The organism is Paenibacillus aurantiacus (assembly GCF_042431225.1).
In the GTDB taxonomy this organism is placed as follows: Bacteria; Bacillota; Bacilli; order Paenibacillales; family Paenibacillaceae; genus Paenibacillus_Z; species Paenibacillus_Z aurantiacus.
In genome coordinates this window covers 234,768-253,471 of sequence record NZ_JBHMDO010000048.1, presented here as the reverse complement: position 1 = coordinate 253,471, position 18,704 = coordinate 234,768, and the positions used below count along the sequence as shown (strand labels likewise).

At 55.3% G+C, this 18,704-nt stretch carries 21 protein-coding genes; 12 read left to right on the top strand and 9 right to left on the bottom strand.

The features are described 5' to 3' along the window. Positions 1-66 precede the first annotated feature (66 nt). Together ACFFSY_RS32200 and ACFFSY_RS32195 are read right to left on the bottom strand one after the other, a co-directional pair. Complete coding sequence (locus tag ACFFSY_RS32200; RefSeq protein WP_377502074.1) at positions 67-894, bottom strand: aldo/keto reductase; 828 nt, start codon at positions 892-894, stop codon at positions 67-69. 34 nt (positions 895-928) lie between these two features. Continuing rightward, the gene (locus ACFFSY_RS32195) at positions 929-2,095 is read right to left on the bottom strand and encodes an iron-containing alcohol dehydrogenase (RefSeq protein WP_377502071.1); all 1,167 of its coding nucleotides are present in this window, start codon (positions 2,093-2,095) and stop codon (positions 929-931) included. Between the two features lie 194 nt (positions 2,096-2,289). Here ACFFSY_RS32195 and ACFFSY_RS32190 point away from each other — a divergent pair, with 194 nt between their 5' ends. The 7 genes from ACFFSY_RS32190 (at position 2,290) to ACFFSY_RS32160 (ending at position 12,039) form a co-directional block, all read left to right on the top strand. Next, positions 2,290-3,204: an ArsR/SmtB family transcription factor gene (locus ACFFSY_RS32190; protein ID WP_377502068.1), complete on the top strand. Its 915-nt coding sequence runs from the start codon at positions 2,290-2,292 to the stop codon at positions 3,202-3,204. A 125-nt stretch (positions 3,205-3,329) separates the two neighbouring features. Then, positions 3,330-3,845 carry a GNAT family N-acetyltransferase gene (locus tag ACFFSY_RS32185; protein WP_377502065.1) on the top strand — a complete coding sequence of 172 codons (516 nt, stop codon included), beginning with the start codon at positions 3,330-3,332 and terminating at the stop codon, positions 3,843-3,845. 400 nt (positions 3,846-4,245) lie between these two features. Continuing rightward, on the top strand, positions 4,246-6,201 hold the full coding sequence (gene glgB / locus ACFFSY_RS32180; RefSeq protein WP_377502062.1) for a 1,4-alpha-glucan branching protein GlgB: 1,956 nt from the start codon (positions 4,246-4,248) through the stop codon (positions 6,199-6,201). 119 nt (positions 6,202-6,320) lie between these two features. Further along, complete coding sequence (locus ACFFSY_RS32175; RefSeq protein WP_377502059.1) at positions 6,321-7,487, top strand: glucose-1-phosphate adenylyltransferase; 1,167 nt, start codon at positions 6,321-6,323, stop codon at positions 7,485-7,487. Next, on the top strand, positions 7,484-8,596 hold the full coding sequence (gene glgD / locus ACFFSY_RS32170) for a glucose-1-phosphate adenylyltransferase subunit GlgD (RefSeq protein WP_377502056.1): 1,113 nt from the start codon (positions 7,484-7,486) through the stop codon (positions 8,594-8,596). Before ACFFSY_RS32175 ends, glgD begins: the two co-directional genes overlap by 4 nt. 37 nt (positions 8,597-8,633) lie before the next feature. After that, positions 8,634-10,088, top strand: a complete 1,455-nt coding sequence (gene glgA / locus ACFFSY_RS32165) for a glycogen synthase GlgA (RefSeq protein ID WP_377502053.1) — start codon at positions 8,634-8,636, stop codon at positions 10,086-10,088. 265 nt (positions 10,089-10,353) lie between these two features. Then, complete coding sequence (locus ACFFSY_RS32160; RefSeq protein ID WP_377502050.1) at positions 10,354-12,039, top strand: PucR family transcriptional regulator; 1,686 nt, start codon at positions 10,354-10,356, stop codon at positions 12,037-12,039. A gap of 80 nt (positions 12,040-12,119) precedes the next feature. Here the strand turns inward: ACFFSY_RS32160 and ACFFSY_RS32155 are convergent, their stop codons facing one another. The 6 genes from ACFFSY_RS32155 to ACFFSY_RS32130 all read right to left on the bottom strand — a co-directional run bounded on the left by ACFFSY_RS32155 (position 12,120) and on the right by ACFFSY_RS32130 (position 14,346). Beyond that, on the bottom strand, positions 12,120-12,248 hold the full coding sequence (locus tag ACFFSY_RS32155) for a hypothetical protein (protein ID WP_377502047.1): 129 nt from the start codon (positions 12,246-12,248) through the stop codon (positions 12,120-12,122). Between the two features lie 136 nt (positions 12,249-12,384). Continuing rightward, positions 12,385-12,834 (bottom strand): spore germination protein GerPE, encoded by a 450-nt coding sequence (locus tag ACFFSY_RS32150; RefSeq protein WP_377502044.1) that lies wholly within the window; start codon positions 12,832-12,834, stop codon positions 12,385-12,387. Then, positions 12,831-13,076 (bottom strand): spore germination protein GerPD, encoded by a 246-nt coding sequence (locus tag ACFFSY_RS32145; protein WP_377502041.1) that lies wholly within the window; start codon positions 13,074-13,076, stop codon positions 12,831-12,833. The genes ACFFSY_RS32150 and ACFFSY_RS32145 overlap by 4 nt, the downstream gene beginning before the upstream one ends. Further along, positions 13,073-13,891 (bottom strand): spore germination protein GerPC, encoded by an 819-nt coding sequence (gene gerPC, locus ACFFSY_RS32140; RefSeq protein WP_377502038.1) that lies wholly within the window; start codon positions 13,889-13,891, stop codon positions 13,073-13,075. The genes ACFFSY_RS32145 and gerPC overlap by 4 nt, the downstream gene beginning before the upstream one ends. Positions 13,892-13,915: 24 nt before the next feature. Next, positions 13,916-14,119, bottom strand: coding sequence for a spore germination protein GerPB (locus tag ACFFSY_RS32135; RefSeq protein ID WP_377502035.1), 204 nt, complete (start codon positions 14,117-14,119; stop codon positions 13,916-13,918). Continuing rightward, entirely contained in the window at positions 14,116-14,346 is a 231-nt protein-coding gene (locus ACFFSY_RS32130) for a spore germination protein (RefSeq protein ID WP_377502032.1), read from the bottom strand. Before ACFFSY_RS32130 ends, ACFFSY_RS32135 begins: the two co-directional genes overlap by 4 nt. Positions 14,347-14,507: 161 nt before the next feature. Between ACFFSY_RS32130 and ACFFSY_RS32125 the strand changes: the two genes are divergently transcribed. The 4 genes from ACFFSY_RS32125 (at position 14,508) to gnd (ending at position 17,678) form a co-directional block, all read left to right on the top strand. Continuing rightward, the gene (locus ACFFSY_RS32125) at positions 14,508-14,936 is read left to right on the top strand and encodes a hypothetical protein (protein ID WP_377502029.1); all 429 of its coding nucleotides are present in this window, start codon (positions 14,508-14,510) and stop codon (positions 14,934-14,936) included. A gap of 114 nt (positions 14,937-15,050) precedes the next feature. Then, positions 15,051-15,248, top strand: a complete 198-nt coding sequence (locus ACFFSY_RS32120) for a hypothetical protein (RefSeq protein WP_377502026.1) — start codon at positions 15,051-15,053, stop codon at positions 15,246-15,248. Positions 15,249-15,460: 212 nt separating this feature from the next. After that, positions 15,461-16,057, top strand: a complete 597-nt coding sequence (locus ACFFSY_RS32115; RefSeq protein ID WP_377502023.1) for a YkzI domain-containing protein — start codon at positions 15,461-15,463, stop codon at positions 16,055-16,057. 208 nt (positions 16,058-16,265) lie between these two features. Continuing rightward, the gene (gene gnd, locus ACFFSY_RS32110) at positions 16,266-17,678 is read left to right on the top strand and encodes an NADP-dependent phosphogluconate dehydrogenase (protein ID WP_377502020.1); all 1,413 of its coding nucleotides are present in this window, start codon (positions 16,266-16,268) and stop codon (positions 17,676-17,678) included. Here the strand turns inward: gnd and ACFFSY_RS32105 are convergent. After that, positions 17,675-17,974: a hypothetical protein gene (locus ACFFSY_RS32105; protein WP_377502017.1), complete on the bottom strand. Its 300-nt coding sequence runs from the start codon at positions 17,972-17,974 to the stop codon at positions 17,675-17,677. The two genes, gnd and ACFFSY_RS32105, sit on opposite strands and share 4 nt — an antisense overlap. Positions 17,975-18,130: 156 nt before the next feature. On the opposite strand from ACFFSY_RS32105, the gene ACFFSY_RS32100 reads away from it, so the two are divergent. Then, positions 18,131-18,670 (top strand): shikimate kinase, encoded by a 540-nt coding sequence (locus ACFFSY_RS32100; RefSeq protein WP_377502014.1) that lies wholly within the window; start codon positions 18,131-18,133, stop codon positions 18,668-18,670. Positions 18,671-18,704 lie beyond the last annotated feature (34 nt).

Sequence of the window (18,704 nt, the reverse complement as noted above, 5' to 3'; positions counted from 1 at the left end):
TCATTCAATCGAATGGCGGGGAGCAGCTTTTGTTATTTCATGACCTATTCATGCTAGACGAGCGTCTTAGAAGTTAAAGTTGTCCGGATCTGGACCAAACCGCTTCGATTGATTAAGCGCCGTAATGCGGTCCATGTCGTCTTGGGCGAGCGTAAAATCGAAAATATCGGCGTTGGACTTAATGCGCGAAGGCGTCGTTGATTTCGGAATCGTGACGACTTCATTCTGCAAATCCCAGCGGAGCACGACTTGAGCCGGCGTCTTGCCGTAACGCTCGCCGATCTCAGCCAAGACCGGCAGATCCAGATTGCCCTGCATTAGCGGACTCCAAGCTTCGAGCTGGATGTTGTTGGCGCGGCAATACTCGTGTAGTTCAAGCTGGGTGAGCAGCGGGTGATATTCGACCTGGTTGACCATCGGCACAATCGATGCGCCGTCCTTCAAGTCTTCCAAGTGATGCGTCTGGAAGTTGCATACGCCGATCGCGCGTACGAGTCCGTCGGCATACAGTTTCTCCAGCGCTCGCCACGTTTCTTTGTACTTGCCTTTCACCGGCCAGTGAATAAGGTACAGATCGAAGTATTCCAAGCCAAGCAGCTTACGGCTTTGTTCGAATGCGGCTAGCGTAGAATCGTAGCCTTGGTCGGCGTTCCAGACTTTCGTCGTGATGAAGAGCTCTTCGCGGGCGACGCCGCACTCGCGAATCGCTTGCCCGACGCCTTCTTCGTTGCGGTATGCAGCGGCGGTGTCGATGCTGCGGTACCCGGCGTCGATCGCGCTCTTGACAGCGTCTACGACGCTTGTTCCTTCACTGATTTGCCATACGCCGAAGCCGAGCCAGGGCATGCGAACGCCATTGTGGAGCGTAGTGCTGTCCTTGATCGAATTAACCATTGCTTGCATCCTCCTCAGTAGGGAATAGTCAAGATTAAAGGCTGAGTTCGTAGATCGCTTTAACGTCTGCTTGATTCAATCGCTTGAACGAGCCGATCGGGCCAAAACGAACCGCTTCCTCCGCCATGCGGTCAAGGTTCTCGCTTCCGATGTTATAGTGGGAAAGCGTCGCCGGAGCGCCGATCTTGGTGAAGAACGCGCGCGTCGCTTCGATTCCGGCGAGCGCCAGTTCGTCTTCGGATTTGCCTGCCGGATCGATGCCCCAGACGCGAACGGCGTATTGGGCGAAACGGTCTGGGCGCGCGTCGTAAACGTATTTCATCCAGTTCGGGAATACGATGGACAAGCCCGCGCCGTGAGGAATGTCATAAATAGCGCTAATCTCGTGCTCGATACCATGGGATGCCCAGTCGTTCGTCATACCCAAGCTGATCAGCCCGCCGTTAAGCGCGAGCGTGCCGCACCACATGATATTGGCGCGAGCCGCGTAATTCTCCGGTTGCTCCAGCGCGACTTCCGCATTCTCGATCACAGTCTGGAGGATGGACTCGCACAGTCGCTCTTGGAGCGGGGTGTCCGTCGTCAGGCTGAAATATTGCTCGAACACGTGGGACATGATGTCCACGACGCCGTTCACGGTCTGATCGCGCGGCACCGTGTATGTAAGGGTCGGATCGAGAATCGAGAAGCGCGGGTACACATGCGGACTGCCGAAGCCGCGTTTCTGTTGAGTTTCCCAGTTCGTAATGACGGAGCTGCCGTTCATCTCCGAGCCGGTGGCTGCGAGTGTTAACACGGTGCCAATCGGCAGGGCATCTTGCACGACTGCCTTGCGATCGAGGAAATCCCATACGTCTCCGTCATATTTCGCGCCGGCTGCGATCGCCTTGGATGCGTCGATGACGCTGCCGCCGCCGACGGCGAGAATAAATTCAACGCCGTGCGTTCGGCACAGCTCGATGCCTTTGTTGACGGTGGTCAAACGAGGATTCGGCTCGATGCCGGCCAATTCGACCACCGTTGCGCCTGCCGCGTTCAACTGCTCCAGCACGCGGTCGTACAACCCGCTTTTTTTGATGCTGCCTCCGCCGTATACAAGCAGAACCGACTTGCCATACTGACCGACTTGCTCGCTAAGTTTGCTCAATGAGCCTTCTCCGAAAAAGATAGCCGTCGGATTGCGGAACGAGAATGGATTCATGCCGGACAACCTCCTATTTAGTTGCTCAAAAAGTTAATTAAAGACAAGAAATGATACGGTACGTCCATCATTTTAGTCATTGACGCGATGCGAGTCAAGTGACGTGGGGGACAAGCTAGTATTCTATTGATTTGATTAACTTATAAGTTATATAATTGGACTATCTTATGTGGAACGGATGGTAGACAGGCGTCATGAACATCGAAGTAAGTACGGCTAATATGAAATTTCTGGAATGTTTCTCGTCCGAGACGCGCGTGCGGATCATCGAATTACTGCGGGAGCAATCCCGCAATATTAAGAGCCTATCAGAGGCGCTCGGTATTCAATCGCCGATCGTGACGCGGCATGTTCAGATGCTGGAAGAGGCGGGAATCGTCCGCAGCGAGCTGGTCCCGGCATCACGCGGGATGCAGAAGCTGTGCATCCTTCAATTGAGCGAAGCGACGCTGAATTTCAAGCGGCCGGAGGAAATGAACGTACCTGGCTGTCATCGGACCGTTGTGCCGGTCGGGCAATATGCCGACTATCAAGTTTCTCCGCCATGCGGCCTTGTATCGGCTGCGAAGCGCATCGGCATGTGCGACGATCCCCGTTATTTCGGCGATCCGGAACGCATGGATGCCCGTCTGGTCTGGTTCGCCAGGGGGTACGTGGAGTACCGGATTCCGAATTACCTCGTTCGGGGCGAGCGCCCGCGCATGCTCGAAATTACGGTCGAAATTTGCTCGGACGCGCCTTGTTCGACGTCGGAGACGCCGTCGGATATTACGTTCATCATGAACGGTCAACAACTTGGGACGTGGACATGCCCCGGGGAGTTCGCGAGTCCGCATGGCAATTTTACGCCGCACTGGTGGACGAAGACGCAGTATGGGCGGCTCAAGACCGTTCGGGTAGATGGGGGCGGCACGTTCATCGACGGCGTGCGGACGTCAGGATTGACGATCGGCGAGCTCGATATTCGCCCGGGCGCGGAGTTGAGGCTGCGAATTGCAAGCTTGGATACAGCAAGGCATAGCGGCGGCGTCTCTCTCTTCGGCAGCGGTTTCGGCAATTATGATCAAGACATCGAAGTTCATTTGTGGTACGACCACCATACAGCATGAGACCGGCTCCTAAGCCGGTCTTTTTTTGCATACATTAACAACGTGGCAGACAGGAAATATAAGGATGATGGGCGAATATTGAAGCGTGAAACGTTGCGACGCTTTAACGGAAATGGAGGATGGCGATGAGAGACGCGTTGACAAGATCGAAACGAATGCTGCTGCGGCGGACGCATCTGGAAGACATTAGCGTAATTATCGGCATGGAACGGCATCCGGATAATGAGCGTTTCGTACATCAATGGGAGCCGGATGAGCATATGGCGGCGGTTCAGAGCGACGGACACCTGCATATTGTTATCGAGAACCAGGCGGCCAGACCAATTGGGTACATGATAGCGGCAGGCGTACGCTTAGAATCGGACGAGGTGGAGCTGGTTCGGCTAGTCGTGGAAGAGAAGGGCAAAGGGTATGGCAAGGAAGCGCTGAAGCTGATGATGGGATTTGTATTCCGTGAGCTTAATAAAAAACGTCTGTGGTTGGATGTGAAGGCCAGTAACGAGAGGGCACGGAATTTATACGAGAGCGTTGGTTTTAGCGCCGATTCTGCGCCGAACCGGAGGCTGGCGGATGGGACGGGTGAGGCGTTGGTCGCAATGGCGATCGGCGAGAAGGATTACTACACGCGGCATGGCCGTTGATAGGGAAAACGATTGGAAATTTTACGTGTTGTGGAACGTTTGTGGCAGGTATCGACGTCTTCATTATTTTCATAGAGTTGTTTCGCGCATGATGGGGGCGGGTAATGTATGTTACGGTTTGCCGTTGGCGCATGGCGATGGCAGCTTGTCGACAATCCCCCGGAATTAAGGGGATTTTTTGCTGCGGGAGCGGATTCCCATTGCATGAAATCGGGCGATCCGCACGTATATATGAGAGAGCAGTTTGGGGCTTGAAAATCATGATATTTAACAATCTAAATTTTCAGAAAATAGAGTGCCAACTTCGATGCTCCTGTGTATAATGGAAGAAACCGCGCAAACCACGTTATTTTAATTTACATAATCATAACAATGATCTTCCACATTGGGGGTTCGCATCATGGTTCATGCCGCATCAATCGGTTTGTCCGCGCGTGATTTGTATTTATTCAATCAAGGCGAGTTGTTTCACAGTTACCGCACGATGGGGGCTCATCCCATCCGTTTGGGCGACGAGACTGGCGTGCGGTTCGCGGTGTGGGCGCCCGAGGCGCGTTCGGTCCATGTCGTCGGCTCGTTCAATGACTGGAATGGAGCAGGGCACGCCATGGAGAAGGTTGGCGAGACAGGAGTGTGGAGTCTCTTCGTTCCCGGAATCGGCTCTGGCGCGCTCTACAAGTATGAGATTCAGACGCCTGCCGGAGGGCGGCTGCTGAAGGCGGATCCTTACGCGTTTCAATCCGAGAGACGGCCGCTCACCGCTTCCGTCGTCGCGGATATGACAAGTTTCCGTTGGACGGATGAGAAGTGGAAGCGCCGGCAGCAGGAAGCGAGTCCTTATCACGAGCGGATGCTCATTTACGAGGTGCATCTGGGGTCGTGGCGCGTGAAGGGCAAAGAAGATTTCCTGACATACGAGGAGATGGCCGACGAATTGCTGGATTATGTCGTTGGCATGGGTTATACCCACGTCGAGCTGCTTCCGCTGACCGAACATCCGCTTGACCAGTCATGGGGCTATCAAGTGACGGGGTACTACTCGGCTACGAGCCGCTATGGGACGCCAGAGCAGCTGATGTTGTTCGTCAACCGGTGCCATGAGCGCGGGATCGGCGTTATCCTAGACTGGGTGCCCGGCCACTTCTGCAAAGACGATCATGGGTTGCGGCTGTTCGATGGCACGCCGATCTACGAAGGGACGGATCCCAAACGGGCGGAGAAGCCGCTCTGGGGAACGCTTGCCTTTGATTTCGGTCGAACGGAAGTGCAAAGTTTCCTCATCTCGAACGCCATCTTCTGGATGGATGTTTACCATATTGACGGTCTTCGCGTCGACGCGGTCGCCAGTATGATCGACCTGCACTTCGACAAGCCGCCCGAGCTGCTGACGTTCAACGAACATGGCGGCACGGAGAATACCGACGCGATCCGGTTCCTGAAGCGGCTTAACGAGACGGTGTTCCGCTATTATCCGGATGCGCTGATGATCGCGGAAGACTCGTCGGCCTATCCCGCGGTAACGGCTCCCACGTACATGGGGGGGCTCGGTTTTAATTTTAAATGGAATATGGGCTGGATGAATGACATGCTCCGTTATATGGCCCTCGATCCGCGGGATCGCGGCCGCTACCATCATTTGATCACCTTCTCGCTTATGTACGCCTTCTCCGAGAATTTCGTGCTGCCGCTGTCTCACGACGAAGTGGTGCACGGGAAGCGTTCGTTACTTAACAAAATGTCCGGCAGCTATGAACAAAGGTTCGCTCAGCTTCGGTTGTTCTATGGGTACTGGATGACGCATCCGGGCAAGAAGCTGCTGTTTATGGGCGGAGAATGGGGACAATACGACGAATGGAAAGATGCCGAATCGCTGGACTGGATGCTGCTTGACTATGAGGCGCACCGGCGCATGAATCATTTCGTGCAGACGCTCAACGCGGCTTACGCGAACGATGCGGCATTGTGGGAACGGGATTGCGATCCTGCCGGTTTCGAATGGGTGGATGTCCACAATGCGGCACAAAGTATTATCGTCTTCCTTCGGCGCGGCCTTGCGCCGGATCAGTTCTCGATTATCGTCTGCAATTTCTCGCTTCAGCACTATCGCGATTACCGCGTCGGGGTCCCGGAAGCGGGGCGATACGCGCTTGTGCTCAGCAGCGATGGCGAGGAATTCGGCGGCGGCACGCCGAACTGGCGCCGCAGCGTCGAAGCGGAGGAGACGCCTTGGCATGGGCGGCCGTGCAGCGTGGAAGTCGACATCCCGCCGCTAACGTTTCAATTGTTCCACTATGAAGGGTTGGCGCCCGTCCGCAAGAAAGGACGTTCCAATAGAAAAGTGCTTCTATCCAAATAATCAGCGGTGGCGGGCATAACCGGCAGCATGAGGACAGAAGGCTTGCGTATCGTGCAGCAGCCATCGGTCTGCAGATGACGGAGTAGCGTACCGAATGCCGCAAGCGGGGAGAGTTGACCATGGGCCGTAAAGAGATGATTGCGATGCTGCTCGCCGGCGGAGAAGGCAAGAGGCTCGGCGTGTTGACGAAAGACCTGGCGAAGCCGGCCGTTCCTTTCGGAGGAAAATACCGGATTATTGATTTCACGCTTAGCAACTGCATGCACTCTGGCATTGATACGGTCGGCGTCCTGACGCAGTATCAGCCGCTTGTCCTGAATGGTCATTTGGGCATCGGCAGTCCTTGGGGGATGGATCGGCGAGATGGGGGGATGGCGGTTCTGCCTCCATACGTCAAGCAGAAAGGCGGCATGTGGTACAAAGGCACGGCCAACGCCATTTATCAGAATATGGGCTTCATCGACCGGTTCGATCCCGAATACGTCCTCATTATCTCTGGCGATCATATTTATAAAATGGACTACGATCAAATGCTTCAAGCGCACAAACAAACGGGTGCGGACGTCACGATCGCGGGCATCGAGGTCGGTTGGAAGGAAGCGAGCCGCTTCGGCGTGATGCATGTTTCAGACCAAGGCCGAATCACCTCGTTCGAAGAGAAGCCGAAGGTGCCAACGAGCAACTTGGCTTCGATGGGTATCTATATTTTCTCTTGGACGGTACTTCAGCGGTACTTGATCCGCGATGAAGCGAACCGGCTGTCCGGCAACGATTTCGGCAAAGACATTATTCCTGCGATGCTGCAAGATAACATGCATTTGCACTCTTACTTATTTGAAGGGTATTGGAAGGATGTCGGCACGATCGATAGTTTGTGGGAAGCGAACATGGATTTGCTGGCGGAGAATCCGGCACTGGATTTGAACGATCGGCAGTGGCGAATCTACTCCGTCAATCCGAATCGTCCGGGGCATGTGACGGGTCCGGAGGCGGAGATCGTCAGTTCCTTGGTGACGGAAGGGTGCGTCGTCGAGGGGCATGTCGAACGTTCGGTGCTGTTCCATGGCGTGCAGGCTGGCGCGAAAAGTCGTATTGTAGATTCGGTCATTATGCCGAATGTTCGGATTGGCAACGGTGTGCGCATCTACAAAGCGATCGTCGGCGAAGGCGCCATCATTGGCGATGGTGTCATTATTGGGAGTCCGGATATTCAGACCATAACCGTGATCGGCAGCGACGAGTATGTAACCGCAAGTCATTCCCTTCAGGAGGTGGAGCAGCCATGAACCGTAATTTGCTCGGCGTCATCAACCTGATTCACGAATCGGACGAACTGGAATCGCTCACCGCCTCGAGGTGCCCGGCTTCCGTGCCGTTCGGCTCCCGTTACCGCCTCATTGATTTCGCGCTCTCCAGCATGGTCAATTCCGGCATTTCTAAAGTTGCGGTATTCGCCCATACCAAGTATCGTTCGCTCATGGATCATCTGGGCTCCGGGCGGCATTGGGATCTGCACCACCGTCAAAGCAGTCTGTTCGTGCTCCCGCCGCTGACGGACGATGGCAACGAAGTGCGCCGCGGTGACCTGTTCCACTTCTATCAGAATCGCGACTACTTCAACCGCAGTGATCTCGACTACGTAGTCATTACGCGCAGCCATATGGTCTGCAATGTCGACTTCGACCCGGTGCTGGAGCAGCATATTGAGACCGGTGCGGATATTACGGTCGTCTGCAAAAAGCAAAGCGATCTGTTAGGCGGGACAGCGCGCAAAGTAAGTCTGGACGGGATGGGGCGCATTGTAGGTATCCAGGATCATTACGGGCGTCTGGACAGCGATCTGATCTCCATGGAAATGTACATTATGCGGAAAGAACTGCTGTTGGAGCTCGTCGATTCATCGCTCGCGCAAGGCAAAGATCACCTTGTACGACAGGCGATCATGGGGCGGCTGGATGAGTTGAATGTAAGAAGCTATTTGTATGACGGATACTTAGGCGTGGTGAATACGGTCGAAAGTTACTATCGGAATAGCCTGGAGCTGCTGCGTCCAGACGTATGGCGGAGCTTGTTCTTCGAGCCGGGTCCGATTTTCACCAAAGTGAAAGACGAACCGCCAGCCCGCTATTGCAGCGGCGCCAAGACGAGCAATGCATTGATCGCCAACGGCAGCATTATCGAAGGGACGGTCGTGAACAGCATAATTTTCCGCGGCGTTCATGTTGCGAAGGGGGCTGTCGTCCGCAACAGCATCGTCATGCAAAATGGCGTGATCGGGGAGAATTGCGTGCTGGACCGTGTCATCTTGGACAAAGATGTGCGAATTGAGCCGTTTCGAGAGCTGCGCGGAGCGGAGTCGGTGCCGTTTCTTGCGGGCAAAAGGAAAGTCATTTAATCGTATGGGAAGAAGGAATAGGTAGGGGGTAAGCGCAATGAAACTGTTATTCGTCACATCCGAAGCTGTGCCGCTGGCGAAGACGGGGGGGCTCGCGGATGTCGCGGGCTCCTTGCCCAAGGCATTAAAGGAACGCGGGGTCGACGCGGGGGTTATCATGCCCAAGTATGGTTCGATACCGGAGAGCGTTGCGGCGCAGATGGAACCCTTGGCGACGTTTACAGTATGGGTGGGATGGAGACGGCAGTACTGCGGATTGCTGAAGACGGAGATTGAAGGTGTCTCCTACTATTTGATCGACAATGAATATTATTTCAGGCGCGGTGGCTTGTACGGGTATGAAGACGATGCCGAACGGTTCGTGTTCTTCTCGCTGGCGGTCATAGAAGCGCTGCATTTCATGGAGAAGCCTGAAGTTATTCATTGTCATGATTGGCAATCGGCATTGGTTCCCTATCTGCTGCGAACGAAATACGGACATGTCGCGGAACTTGCGTCCATTGCGACGGTATTTACCATTCATAATTTGAAGTACCAAGGCGTGCTGGGGACGCAGCAGCTGATGGATTTGGTTGGCATGGGCGAAGAAATGTTCGGCCACCGCGGTCTCGAATATCATGGGGCGGCCAATATTATGAAAGGCGCGCTTGAATATGCGGACAAGCTGACGACGGTCAGTCCGACATATGCGAGAGAAATCCAGACCGCGGAGTATGGCGAAGGATTGGACGGGCTGCTCCGCCATCGCGCGGCGGATTTGTCCGGCATTGTGAATGGTATCGATACGTCATCGTTCGATCCGATGAATGATCCGGCGCTAGTTACGCCATATCGGAATTCGCTTGCGAAGAAACGGCGCAATAAATTGGCGCTGCAGCGCGAGCTCGGTCTTCCGGAGTCGGAGAGCACGCCGCTCATTGGCATCGTCTCGCGGTTGGTTGATCAGAAGGGGCTTGATCTGATCGCCGCCGTTCTGTGGCAGCTGCTCGACGAAGACGTTCAACTTGTCGTGCTGGGCTCTGGCGATCCGCATTATGAAGGGATCTTCCGCCATGCGACGGAAAGCCGGCCTGACAAAATCAAAGTGTGGTTCGGTTTCAATGATTCGTTAGCCCGGCGAATCTATGCAGGCAGCGATATGTACTTGATGCCGTCGCTGTTCGAGCCTTGCGGTCTGAGTCAGCTGCTGGCGTTGCGTTACAGATCAGTGCCGATTGTGCGCGAGACAGGCGGCTTGATCGATACCGTCAAATCCTACGAGGAAGAGACGGGCGAAGGGAACGGGTTCAGCTTCGCATGGTACAATGCGCACGATATGCTGTACACGATCCGCAGAGCGATCGGGCTGTACCGGGATGAGAAGACATGGGAGCAAATCGTCTCGAATGGCGTTAAGGAAGATTACAGCTGGACGAAATCCGCCAAAGCTTACACCGCGATTTATCAGGAGCTTGCAGCGCGGCGGAACGCCGCCGAACTATCGGGGGTGTAACCGTAGAAAGCTTCATGCCATCATACGCATTATGTGAGGAGAGCTGCCGAATGGCGGCTCTTTTTTTGTGTTGTATACGAAAATCGGCCGAAACTTTATGCGCGCGAACTAAAGACATTCGGAACGGAATGGGTTACAATGAGAAAAATGATTTTCGCGTCATATATGTGTTATGAAAACTGACAGAAGAATTGAAAAGAGGGATCGATTCATGGCGGAGACGAAACGGATGGCATCCTTACCAGGTGGCGGGGAGCACGCGCCCATGGATACGAGATCCGGGCCTACGGGTCCCTTGCCATATGAGAACGAGAATGTGGTTAGCGGCGAGGCGGCGTTCTCCGTCTCGGCGTTCATGCGCTCCTTCCTGCCGCGAGAGTGCACGTTGGTGGCGGGTGCGCATGGACTTAAGAACGCGGTTAACCGCATTAACGCGATCGAATTGCTGGAAGACATCAATTGGGTAAAGCCTGGGGAGCTCGTCATGACGACTGGACGTCTGCTGCGCGCTCATCCCGAACGTTACGCGGAGACGGTTGAGGCGCTTGCGGAACGCGGCGCATCCGCTATCGGCATCCGGCTAAGTACGGAGACGGACCCTCTGCCCAAGGAAGCAGCCGAGCTTGCCGAAAGATTCGGGATGCCGCTCCTCTTGCTGCCGAAGGAAGCGGAGTTCACGTCGATCAAGCGCGAGCTGCTTGGCAGCGTTATTGAACAGGAGTCTGCGCAGCTCGTCGCAATCGAGGAGCGGGTTCAGTCGGTCAGCCGCATGTTGTCGGGCGGCAGCGGCATTATGGCGTTCATGGATCACCTGGAGTCGCTGTTCGGCAACCCGCTGGTCATTGTGAGGAAGGAGAAAGAGACGATCTATTCGCGTCAGCTGCGCGACTGCGCGGAGAACGCTCGCGGCGAATACGACAGCAACGCGTTATTGGAAGAGGCGGCCCTAGCGTCCAAGTGGCGCGGATATCGGTATCCGAATATGAGCTCGATTCGTAGTGGTCTGATGGCAGCCCGCGAGACGGCCGCTCAACTCTATGTTTCAGATATTTCCCCGAACATGCCGGCTTCGGCTTACTTGATCGTGATCGGGTCGGAGAGGCCGATCACGTCAGTCGACGCGCTGACGATGGATCGGCTGCATGCGCTGGCCGGCCTCGAATTGTCCAACTCCGAGGCGCTCCGCGAGGCCAAAAACAAATACACGGAAAATTTCCTGCTCGACTGGCTCAGCGGTCGACTGGCGAGCAGAACGGACATTCGTCTGCGCGCGGAAGCGGTGGGGAGCAGCATCTCGATAGACCGCCCTTTCACGGCAGCGATAGTCGCTCTAGAGACGGCGGACGAACAGGCGCTCAAAGCGGTGGCTGACCGGATATCGTCCTTCGCCTTCTCAGAACGCGGTCCGATGTTCGCAGGCGTCTATGAGCAGGAGCTCGTCCTCGTCATGCCCGGGGAACGCAAGGCGGACGCGAAGCTGATGGCCGAGTTGCAAGCGATATGCGGGGAGAAGCAGCTCTCGATGTACGTTGGTAAGCAAGGAAGCGCAGAGAAGTTGTACGCGAGCTTGACCGCGGCCAAGCGGGCCAAACAGGTGGCTTCCATATGCCGATTGGACAGCCAGCTTGTCTGTTACGAAGATCTTGGCATCTATAGCTTGTTATATCTCGTTCCGAGGGGCGAAGAATGGGATGCGGTGCTCGAGCGGTATATAGAACCGATCTTGACGGCAGACCGCAAGGGTGGGAGTCTGATGGAGACGCTGGAGGCGTTCTTCCGCAGCAACGGCAACGTGCGGCTGACGTCGGAGATGCTGGTCACGCATTATAATACCGTCGTTTATCGATTGGACAAAGCGCGTCAGCTCCTTGGCGCGGATTTGGATAACGCGGAAGTGCGCCTGCAGCTTCAATTGGCGATCAAGATGTACCGGATGGGCACGCAGGGGTAATGAACCGCTAGTTCCCCGATAACGAAGAAGCGCCGCCTTCGCTGGCAGCGCTCCTTCGCTTACGTATAGTCTGCTAGGTGCTAGTACAGCCCGCCACGCAGAACGATGACCAGCAAAATGTAGAGAACGAGGACGAGGGTAGCTCCCGCCCAAACATAACCGCCGACCGGACCGCAACCCGTGTTAACGCCTGCTACAGGGTATCCCACTGTACATACCTCCTAAGTCGTTTGTTGGTGTGATTTTTTCCTGATCACATTGCTATTATATGTGCGGGTATCGGTATGGTCTGGACGAATGTACGGGATGTATGGATTTTAGGCGTTCACCCATGGCGGCAGCGTGCTAACTCCCACCGGGCGGCAGGCTTGCCGGACATTGGCCGCCGACCGGCGGCAGCGGGCGGGCTGTGGCGTACTGACGGATATGCTTCACGCGTGTCTCCGACATTGAAGTCAACCCGTTGCCGACGAAGATCATGCCGCAGGAGCTGACGGCTATGATGCCGACGCTGTCGACGCATATTCTCGGTTGGACATTGGTGACGGACATACGCACGTTCGTCTCTTCGAAGGCGGGCTCGATGATCTGAGACAGCGGTCGCGAGAAGATCGAGTAGGATTCGAAGAATACTTCTCGGCGCTTGCTGTGCGGCTGTTGTCGCTGCACGGCAAGCGCCTGTACTTTCGCGTTGACCGCGCCGCGGTCGCCGAACTGCACGATGGAGGCGCTGCTGGCGCTGATGATGTTGATCTTCCCAAGGTGGGAGACGCGAACCGGATAATCGCTCATCATCCTACCGAAATCGCTTCGCTTGCAGCAAGCGAGACTGATGATTCACCTTCGGCTTGGTCCGCGCCTTCCGGAGGTCCCAGCGGCACGAGGGGGCCGACAACGAGGGACTCGGGAGGCGTATCGAACATGGAGTGGAGCGAATACTGCTCCGTGTCGCCAATTTGGAATACGGAGGAGCTGGCCACGGCGGTCATTTCGATGCTTCCTACGTAGAGCGAGTGATTAATGACGTTCAGATTCATAACGAGTCTCCCCCTTGGTCGGTGATTCCGGCGCCTCCGCGCAGTTGAGTCATGTAAGCGCGAAGTGCGGCGTCGATATCTCTGGTGGTCTTGGCAAGAACGAGAGCGGCTTGCGTCTGGGAGAGCGGGGGCTGCACGTTATCGCCCGAACCCGGCTCGTCGCCCTCGCCTGACCCGCCAGCGGCTGCGCGCGCAGTCTGCTGAATGTAATATTGAATTCTCGCGGACATTTGCTTGCGTATATCGTCGATAATGAGCCGGCGGTGGTAAGGGTCGAGCGGGATGCCGAATTCGTTCTCCAACTGGGCGAGTTTCTCCGGCGCGACCTGGTTCAAATACATATCGACCTGCTGCCGAATTTCGGGATATGGCGGCTGAGGGGCTGTCGCGCCGGGACCGCTCGAAGCGCCCATAGACGGGAATTGATTCGGCCCGCTCATTGCGGTGTCGCCAGTCGCTGGAGGTGTTTTGCCTGAAGCGGTAAGTCCGCCGGGCAGGACGAGCTGGCCGATCTCTTTGATGTACTCTTCGCTAGGCGGCGTCATACCGATGTTCAAGGTGCCGTCGAGCTTTTCGACCTTCAGCTGATCGAACGCGTACTCCATCTTCTCGATATGGTAGACCGGCCGGCTTTCCGCGGCTTGCAGGCGAGCGCGCAGTTCATCGAGCTGGCGCTGAAATTCGCTCATGAGCTGCTGCTGTTCTTGAAGCTTGCACTGTGTTTCATATAACTGCCGTTGTTGAAGCTGCACGCGCTCAGATAGTCCCATGCAGAGCTGCCATGGCGTCAGCGCGGGATCGCTCGGGGTTTGCATTGGGGCCACCTCCGGTCTTCAAGCTCAGTTGGGATTCGGCAGCGGGACGAAGGAGAGCGGATTCTCTTGTCCGAGCTGGGGGGCGGGTCCCGTAAATCCGCCTGTATTGTACAATTGCGAGAGCGAGCGGATCGAGCCGGACGTCCCAATTTGAAGGACCGATGAATTCGTCAGGCTATCGACGCGCAACTGATGAATCGTTATGTGCTGATGTACCGTCATGGTCATACGACGCTTCCGACCTGGCTGGAGGAGTTGTCGATGAGATCCGGATCCAGCGTGCTCGTCGCACTTACGGCGTTATTGGAGTTGCTCAGGCTGCCCGTTAGGAACGATCCGGAACCGGCGTACGTTTTAGAGTTGCTGCTTGGCGACATTTGGACCGAATCGCCGAACTGTACGATCGAGCTGCCCCCGAGACTGACGATATTGACGAAACCGACGACTGCTGGCATACAGGGTCACTCCTTTATAGTTTGCAATCATGGATATTACATCGTATGCGGGCATCCGCCCAGAAGTTCCTTCCCGATACGATGACGTGGCACATAGGGGCGAATGGAACCGGAACTGGGCGAATTGCATAGGATATAGCCAGCGGAGGAGGTGGGCGCAGGTGGCGTCGCAATGGGAAGAGCTGGAGAAATGGATGCGGGGACAGAAGCTCCCGACGGGATTTGATTTGTTCCGAGATCCTTCTTGGGTGGAGAATTACGTACGCGGTATGGTGTCCAAGGCGCTGCCTGCCGTCGGAAATGCGCTCGGCACGGGGGTAGCGGACGTAACGGAAACCAGTCGTTACGTGACGATCGTATATCCGGTAGACGCAGGAAGCGATCTGTCTCAGCTGAGGGTGCTGGTGAGAGAAGACAAAATGCGGATCGACGGATTGCCGGGCGGCAAAAGCGAAACGGTCAAGCTGCCTCATCTCGTGCTCCCGGAGCGCGCTGCGGCGGTTCTGGAAGGCAATTCGCTTATCGTCAAAATTCCGAAGCGGCCTCGCCGTAAAAAAGTAGCGGACGTCACCATATCCAAACGAGGCTGATCGCCGAAATGCCCGGCGGTAAGAGCAGGATGATGAAGATGCTGCTGGCGGGATAACGGGGAATCCCTTATAATGCAAGAAGATGTCCTAACTATGAAGAGGGAGTGTTTGGCTTTGACGGTCGATGTCAGCAATGTATCCGCCAGCTTGTTCGTGACGGGGGCGCTGTTTATTCTGCTTATTTTCTCGCTGCTCAGCCTTGGGGTGCTTCAAATGTTCCAGCAACGGTTCCGCACGGGGGCGTTCAGTTTCGCCGGAGCGGTCGTAAGCGGGATAGCATTCGGAATCATTTTGAACCAATGGTTTTTGTAGCGTACATACACGACGGTTTGTGCGACCGCCTGTTTCGTCCCCCTGCGACGGAACGGGCGGTTTTTCCTTTCGGATGGGCAAATTATTCAATTCCTACAGAACGGTTTAAAAATAGTCAATAATCCAAGTTGCCAGAACATAAGATGGAGTATAAGATATTGATAAGAGAGAATATTCAGAAAACTTCGACATCTGAAGAGGGAGGGGTTGCCGTGAACAAGAGCTACGAAGTGGAGTACTGCAATTTAGAACTGCGATTCGACCGCCGGCAAATCCAGAATCTGATTCGCGATCTCATTCAGGAAGGATACTCGCTCTATTGGAGTGAGACGGATGTTTATTTTCTTATTTCGGTCCGCAGCGGACGCAAGCTCGTGAAATTGCGGTTTCAACGGGTTCGCAGCCGCTATAAAATAGTGGGCGATTATGTGATCAAAGACGAGAAGCTGTCCGAACTCATCGAGAAGCTCATCAACGATTCCAGAGGCCACGCCGTCGTCAAGCGGTTCAAGGACCGGCAGATCGTCATTGAGAGCATCATGTTTGGCGAAATTATTCGACTTGTGGAGGTGTCCGGTATGGAGCACAGAATCATTTATCAGAAAAAACCGTATGTGACCGTCGAGGAAGTGATTCAGGCGTTTCAATCGAAGCGGGCAGAGGAACGCGCCGCGGTGCTTCGGCTAGAGCTCGATTACGAGCTGTCCGTCCTTCACGAGGCGATAACGGAGGGACATGAGGAGATCGTCGCCGCATCCAAAGAACGTTTAAGTACGCTGAGAATAGAGATGATTCAGCTTGAGTTGTAGTTCGTTAACACGTATGCGAAAGACCGAATAAGCTCCCGGGTTTCCAGGCCCGGGAGCTTATTTTGTTGATCGTTCACAATTTGGGTAAAATGAAGATCTGATGAAAACCGCATTTTTACGCCTGATTATGGTTTTCAATCCCGATTAAAAAGAGTAAAATAGCTGTATTGTTCCACTATAACATATAGAAAAGGGATGGAAGAGCCGTATGTCAAAACAACAAATTGGTGTTGTCGGGTTGGCCGTCATGGGCAAAAACCTGGCGCTAAATATCGAGAGCAAAGGATTCACCGTATCGGTGTATAACCGCTCCCGCGAGAAGACGGACGAGCTGCTGAAAGAAGCTGAAGGCAAGAACCTCGTTGGCACGTTCTCGGTCGAAGAATTCGTGCAGTCTCTTGAATCCCCTCGCAAAATCCTGATCATGGTTCAAGCCGGCGCCGGCACGGACGCGACGATCGACGCGCTTGTTCCACATTTGGACAAAGGCGATATCATCATCGACGGCGGCAACGCCTACTTCCCTGACACCCAGCGCCGCAGCCGCGAGCTGGAAGACAAAGGTATCCGTTTCATCGGCACCGGCGTATCCGGCGGCGAAGAAGGCGCGCTGAAAGGCCCGTCCATCATGCCAGGCGGACAGGAATCCGCATACAAGCTGGTTGAGCCGATCCTCACAGCCATCTCCGCGAAAGTCGGCGACGATGCTTGCTGTACATACATTGGCCCGGACGGTGCTGGCCACTATGTGAAGATGGTCCACAACGGCATTGAGTACGGCGACATGCAGCTCATCTGCGAAGCCTACGATCTGCTGAACCGCGTTCTCGGCGTCAGCACGGAAGAGCTGCAATCGATCTTCTCCGAATGGAACAAAGGCGAGCTTGACAGCTACCTGATCGAAATCACGGCCGACATCTTCTCCAAGTACGATCCGGACACGAACAAGCCGATGGTCGACGTTATTCTCGACTCCGCCGGCCAGAAGGGCACGGGCAAGTGGACGAGTCAAAGCGCGCTGGACCTGGGCGTGCCGTTGTCCATCATTACGGAATCGGTATTCTCCCGTTTCCTCTCCGCGCTGAAGGATGAGCGCGTCGCTGCAAGCAAGCTGCTCAAAGGACCGCAACCGGCTCCTTACCAAGGCGACAAAGCGGCATTCATCGAAGCCGTTCGCAAAGCGCTGTTCGCGAGCAAAATCTGCTCGTACGCGCAAGGCTTCGCCCAAATGCGCGCGGCTTCCGACGAATACGGCTGGAACCTGCGTTACGGCGACATCGCCATGATCTTCCGCGGCGGCTGCATCATCCGCGCCGGCTTCCTGCAGAACATCAAGGACGCGTACGACCGCAATCCGGAACTGCGCAACCTGCTGCTTGATTCGTACTTCCAAGAGGTTGTCGAATCTTACCAAGGCGCTTGGCGCGAAGTTGTCGCGACTGCGGTTACGCAAGGCATCCCGGTACCGGGCTTCGCCAGCGCGCTCGCATACTACGACAGCTACCGGACGGAGCGTCTGCCGGCTAACCTGCTGCAAGCGCAGCGCGATTACTTCGGCGCCCACACGTTCAAACGCTTGGACAAAGAAGGCACGTTCCACTTCAACTGGATGCAAAACTAATTCGGTCGAGCAAGGAAACCGTCGGCGGCCGCCTGCAGACAGCTCCGCAGCCGGTCGGCCTCCGGGCCTGAACCGCCGCGCTGCTTGATGAGAATCATGGCGGCCTCGACGTAACCTTGGAACGACTTCAATAAGACTGGCTGGGGAAGGCTCGATAATGCGGGCGCTTCGTCAGCCATTTTCTTTTTTATATACTCCAGCATCCAGACGACGTCCTCGCGGCACAGCGGATATTCGGGCGATAGCATGCGTTCGAACCGGGTGCGCGCCAGATGCGGCTCATGTCCCAGAGCCATGACGATTCACTCCTTGAGACGGGAAATTTGGCAATGTTGTCCTAGTATCATCTGTACGGCAAAATCAACATTTTTATACCCTTCCGATCGGAATTAATGATATGATAGGGGCTAATCAATAGTTTTAATTCTGTAAAGCAAGTGGGTGAACTCATCGTGACAGAACCATTAACGCCTCCGCGGCATATCGTGCTCGTGGGCTTCATGGGAACCGGCAAATCCACGGTCGGTCGCTTGCTCGCGCAGCGGGGCGGATACACGGCTGTCGATGTCGATGCCGAGATCGTCAAGCGCGAAGGGTATACGATACCCGAATTATTCGCGCAATTCGGAGAAGATTATTTTCGCGCAGCGGAGACGGAAGCGCTGCGAGCAATCTTGGGACAAGCCGCAAGCCTGGTGGTTGCCACTGGGGGCGGCGCGGTGCTGCGTCCGGAGAATCGGGCGCTAATGACGGATGGTGGTCTTGTTGTTGCCTTGACCGCTTCGGCTGAGCAAATCATCGCCAGGGTAAGCCAAGATACGGGCAGACCTCTGCTGCAAGGGAACTTGGAAGAGCGCGTCTACAAGCTGATGTCCGAGCGAAGCGGTGCCTACGATTTTGCGCCGGTACGCATCGATACGACCGGATTGAGCGCAGAGGAAGTCGCCGAAGCGATTTGGGACGCTTGGCTCGTCACTCAGCATCGCCGATAGATTGGCGTAGCGAACGGGTGCCGAGGCGTTTCGA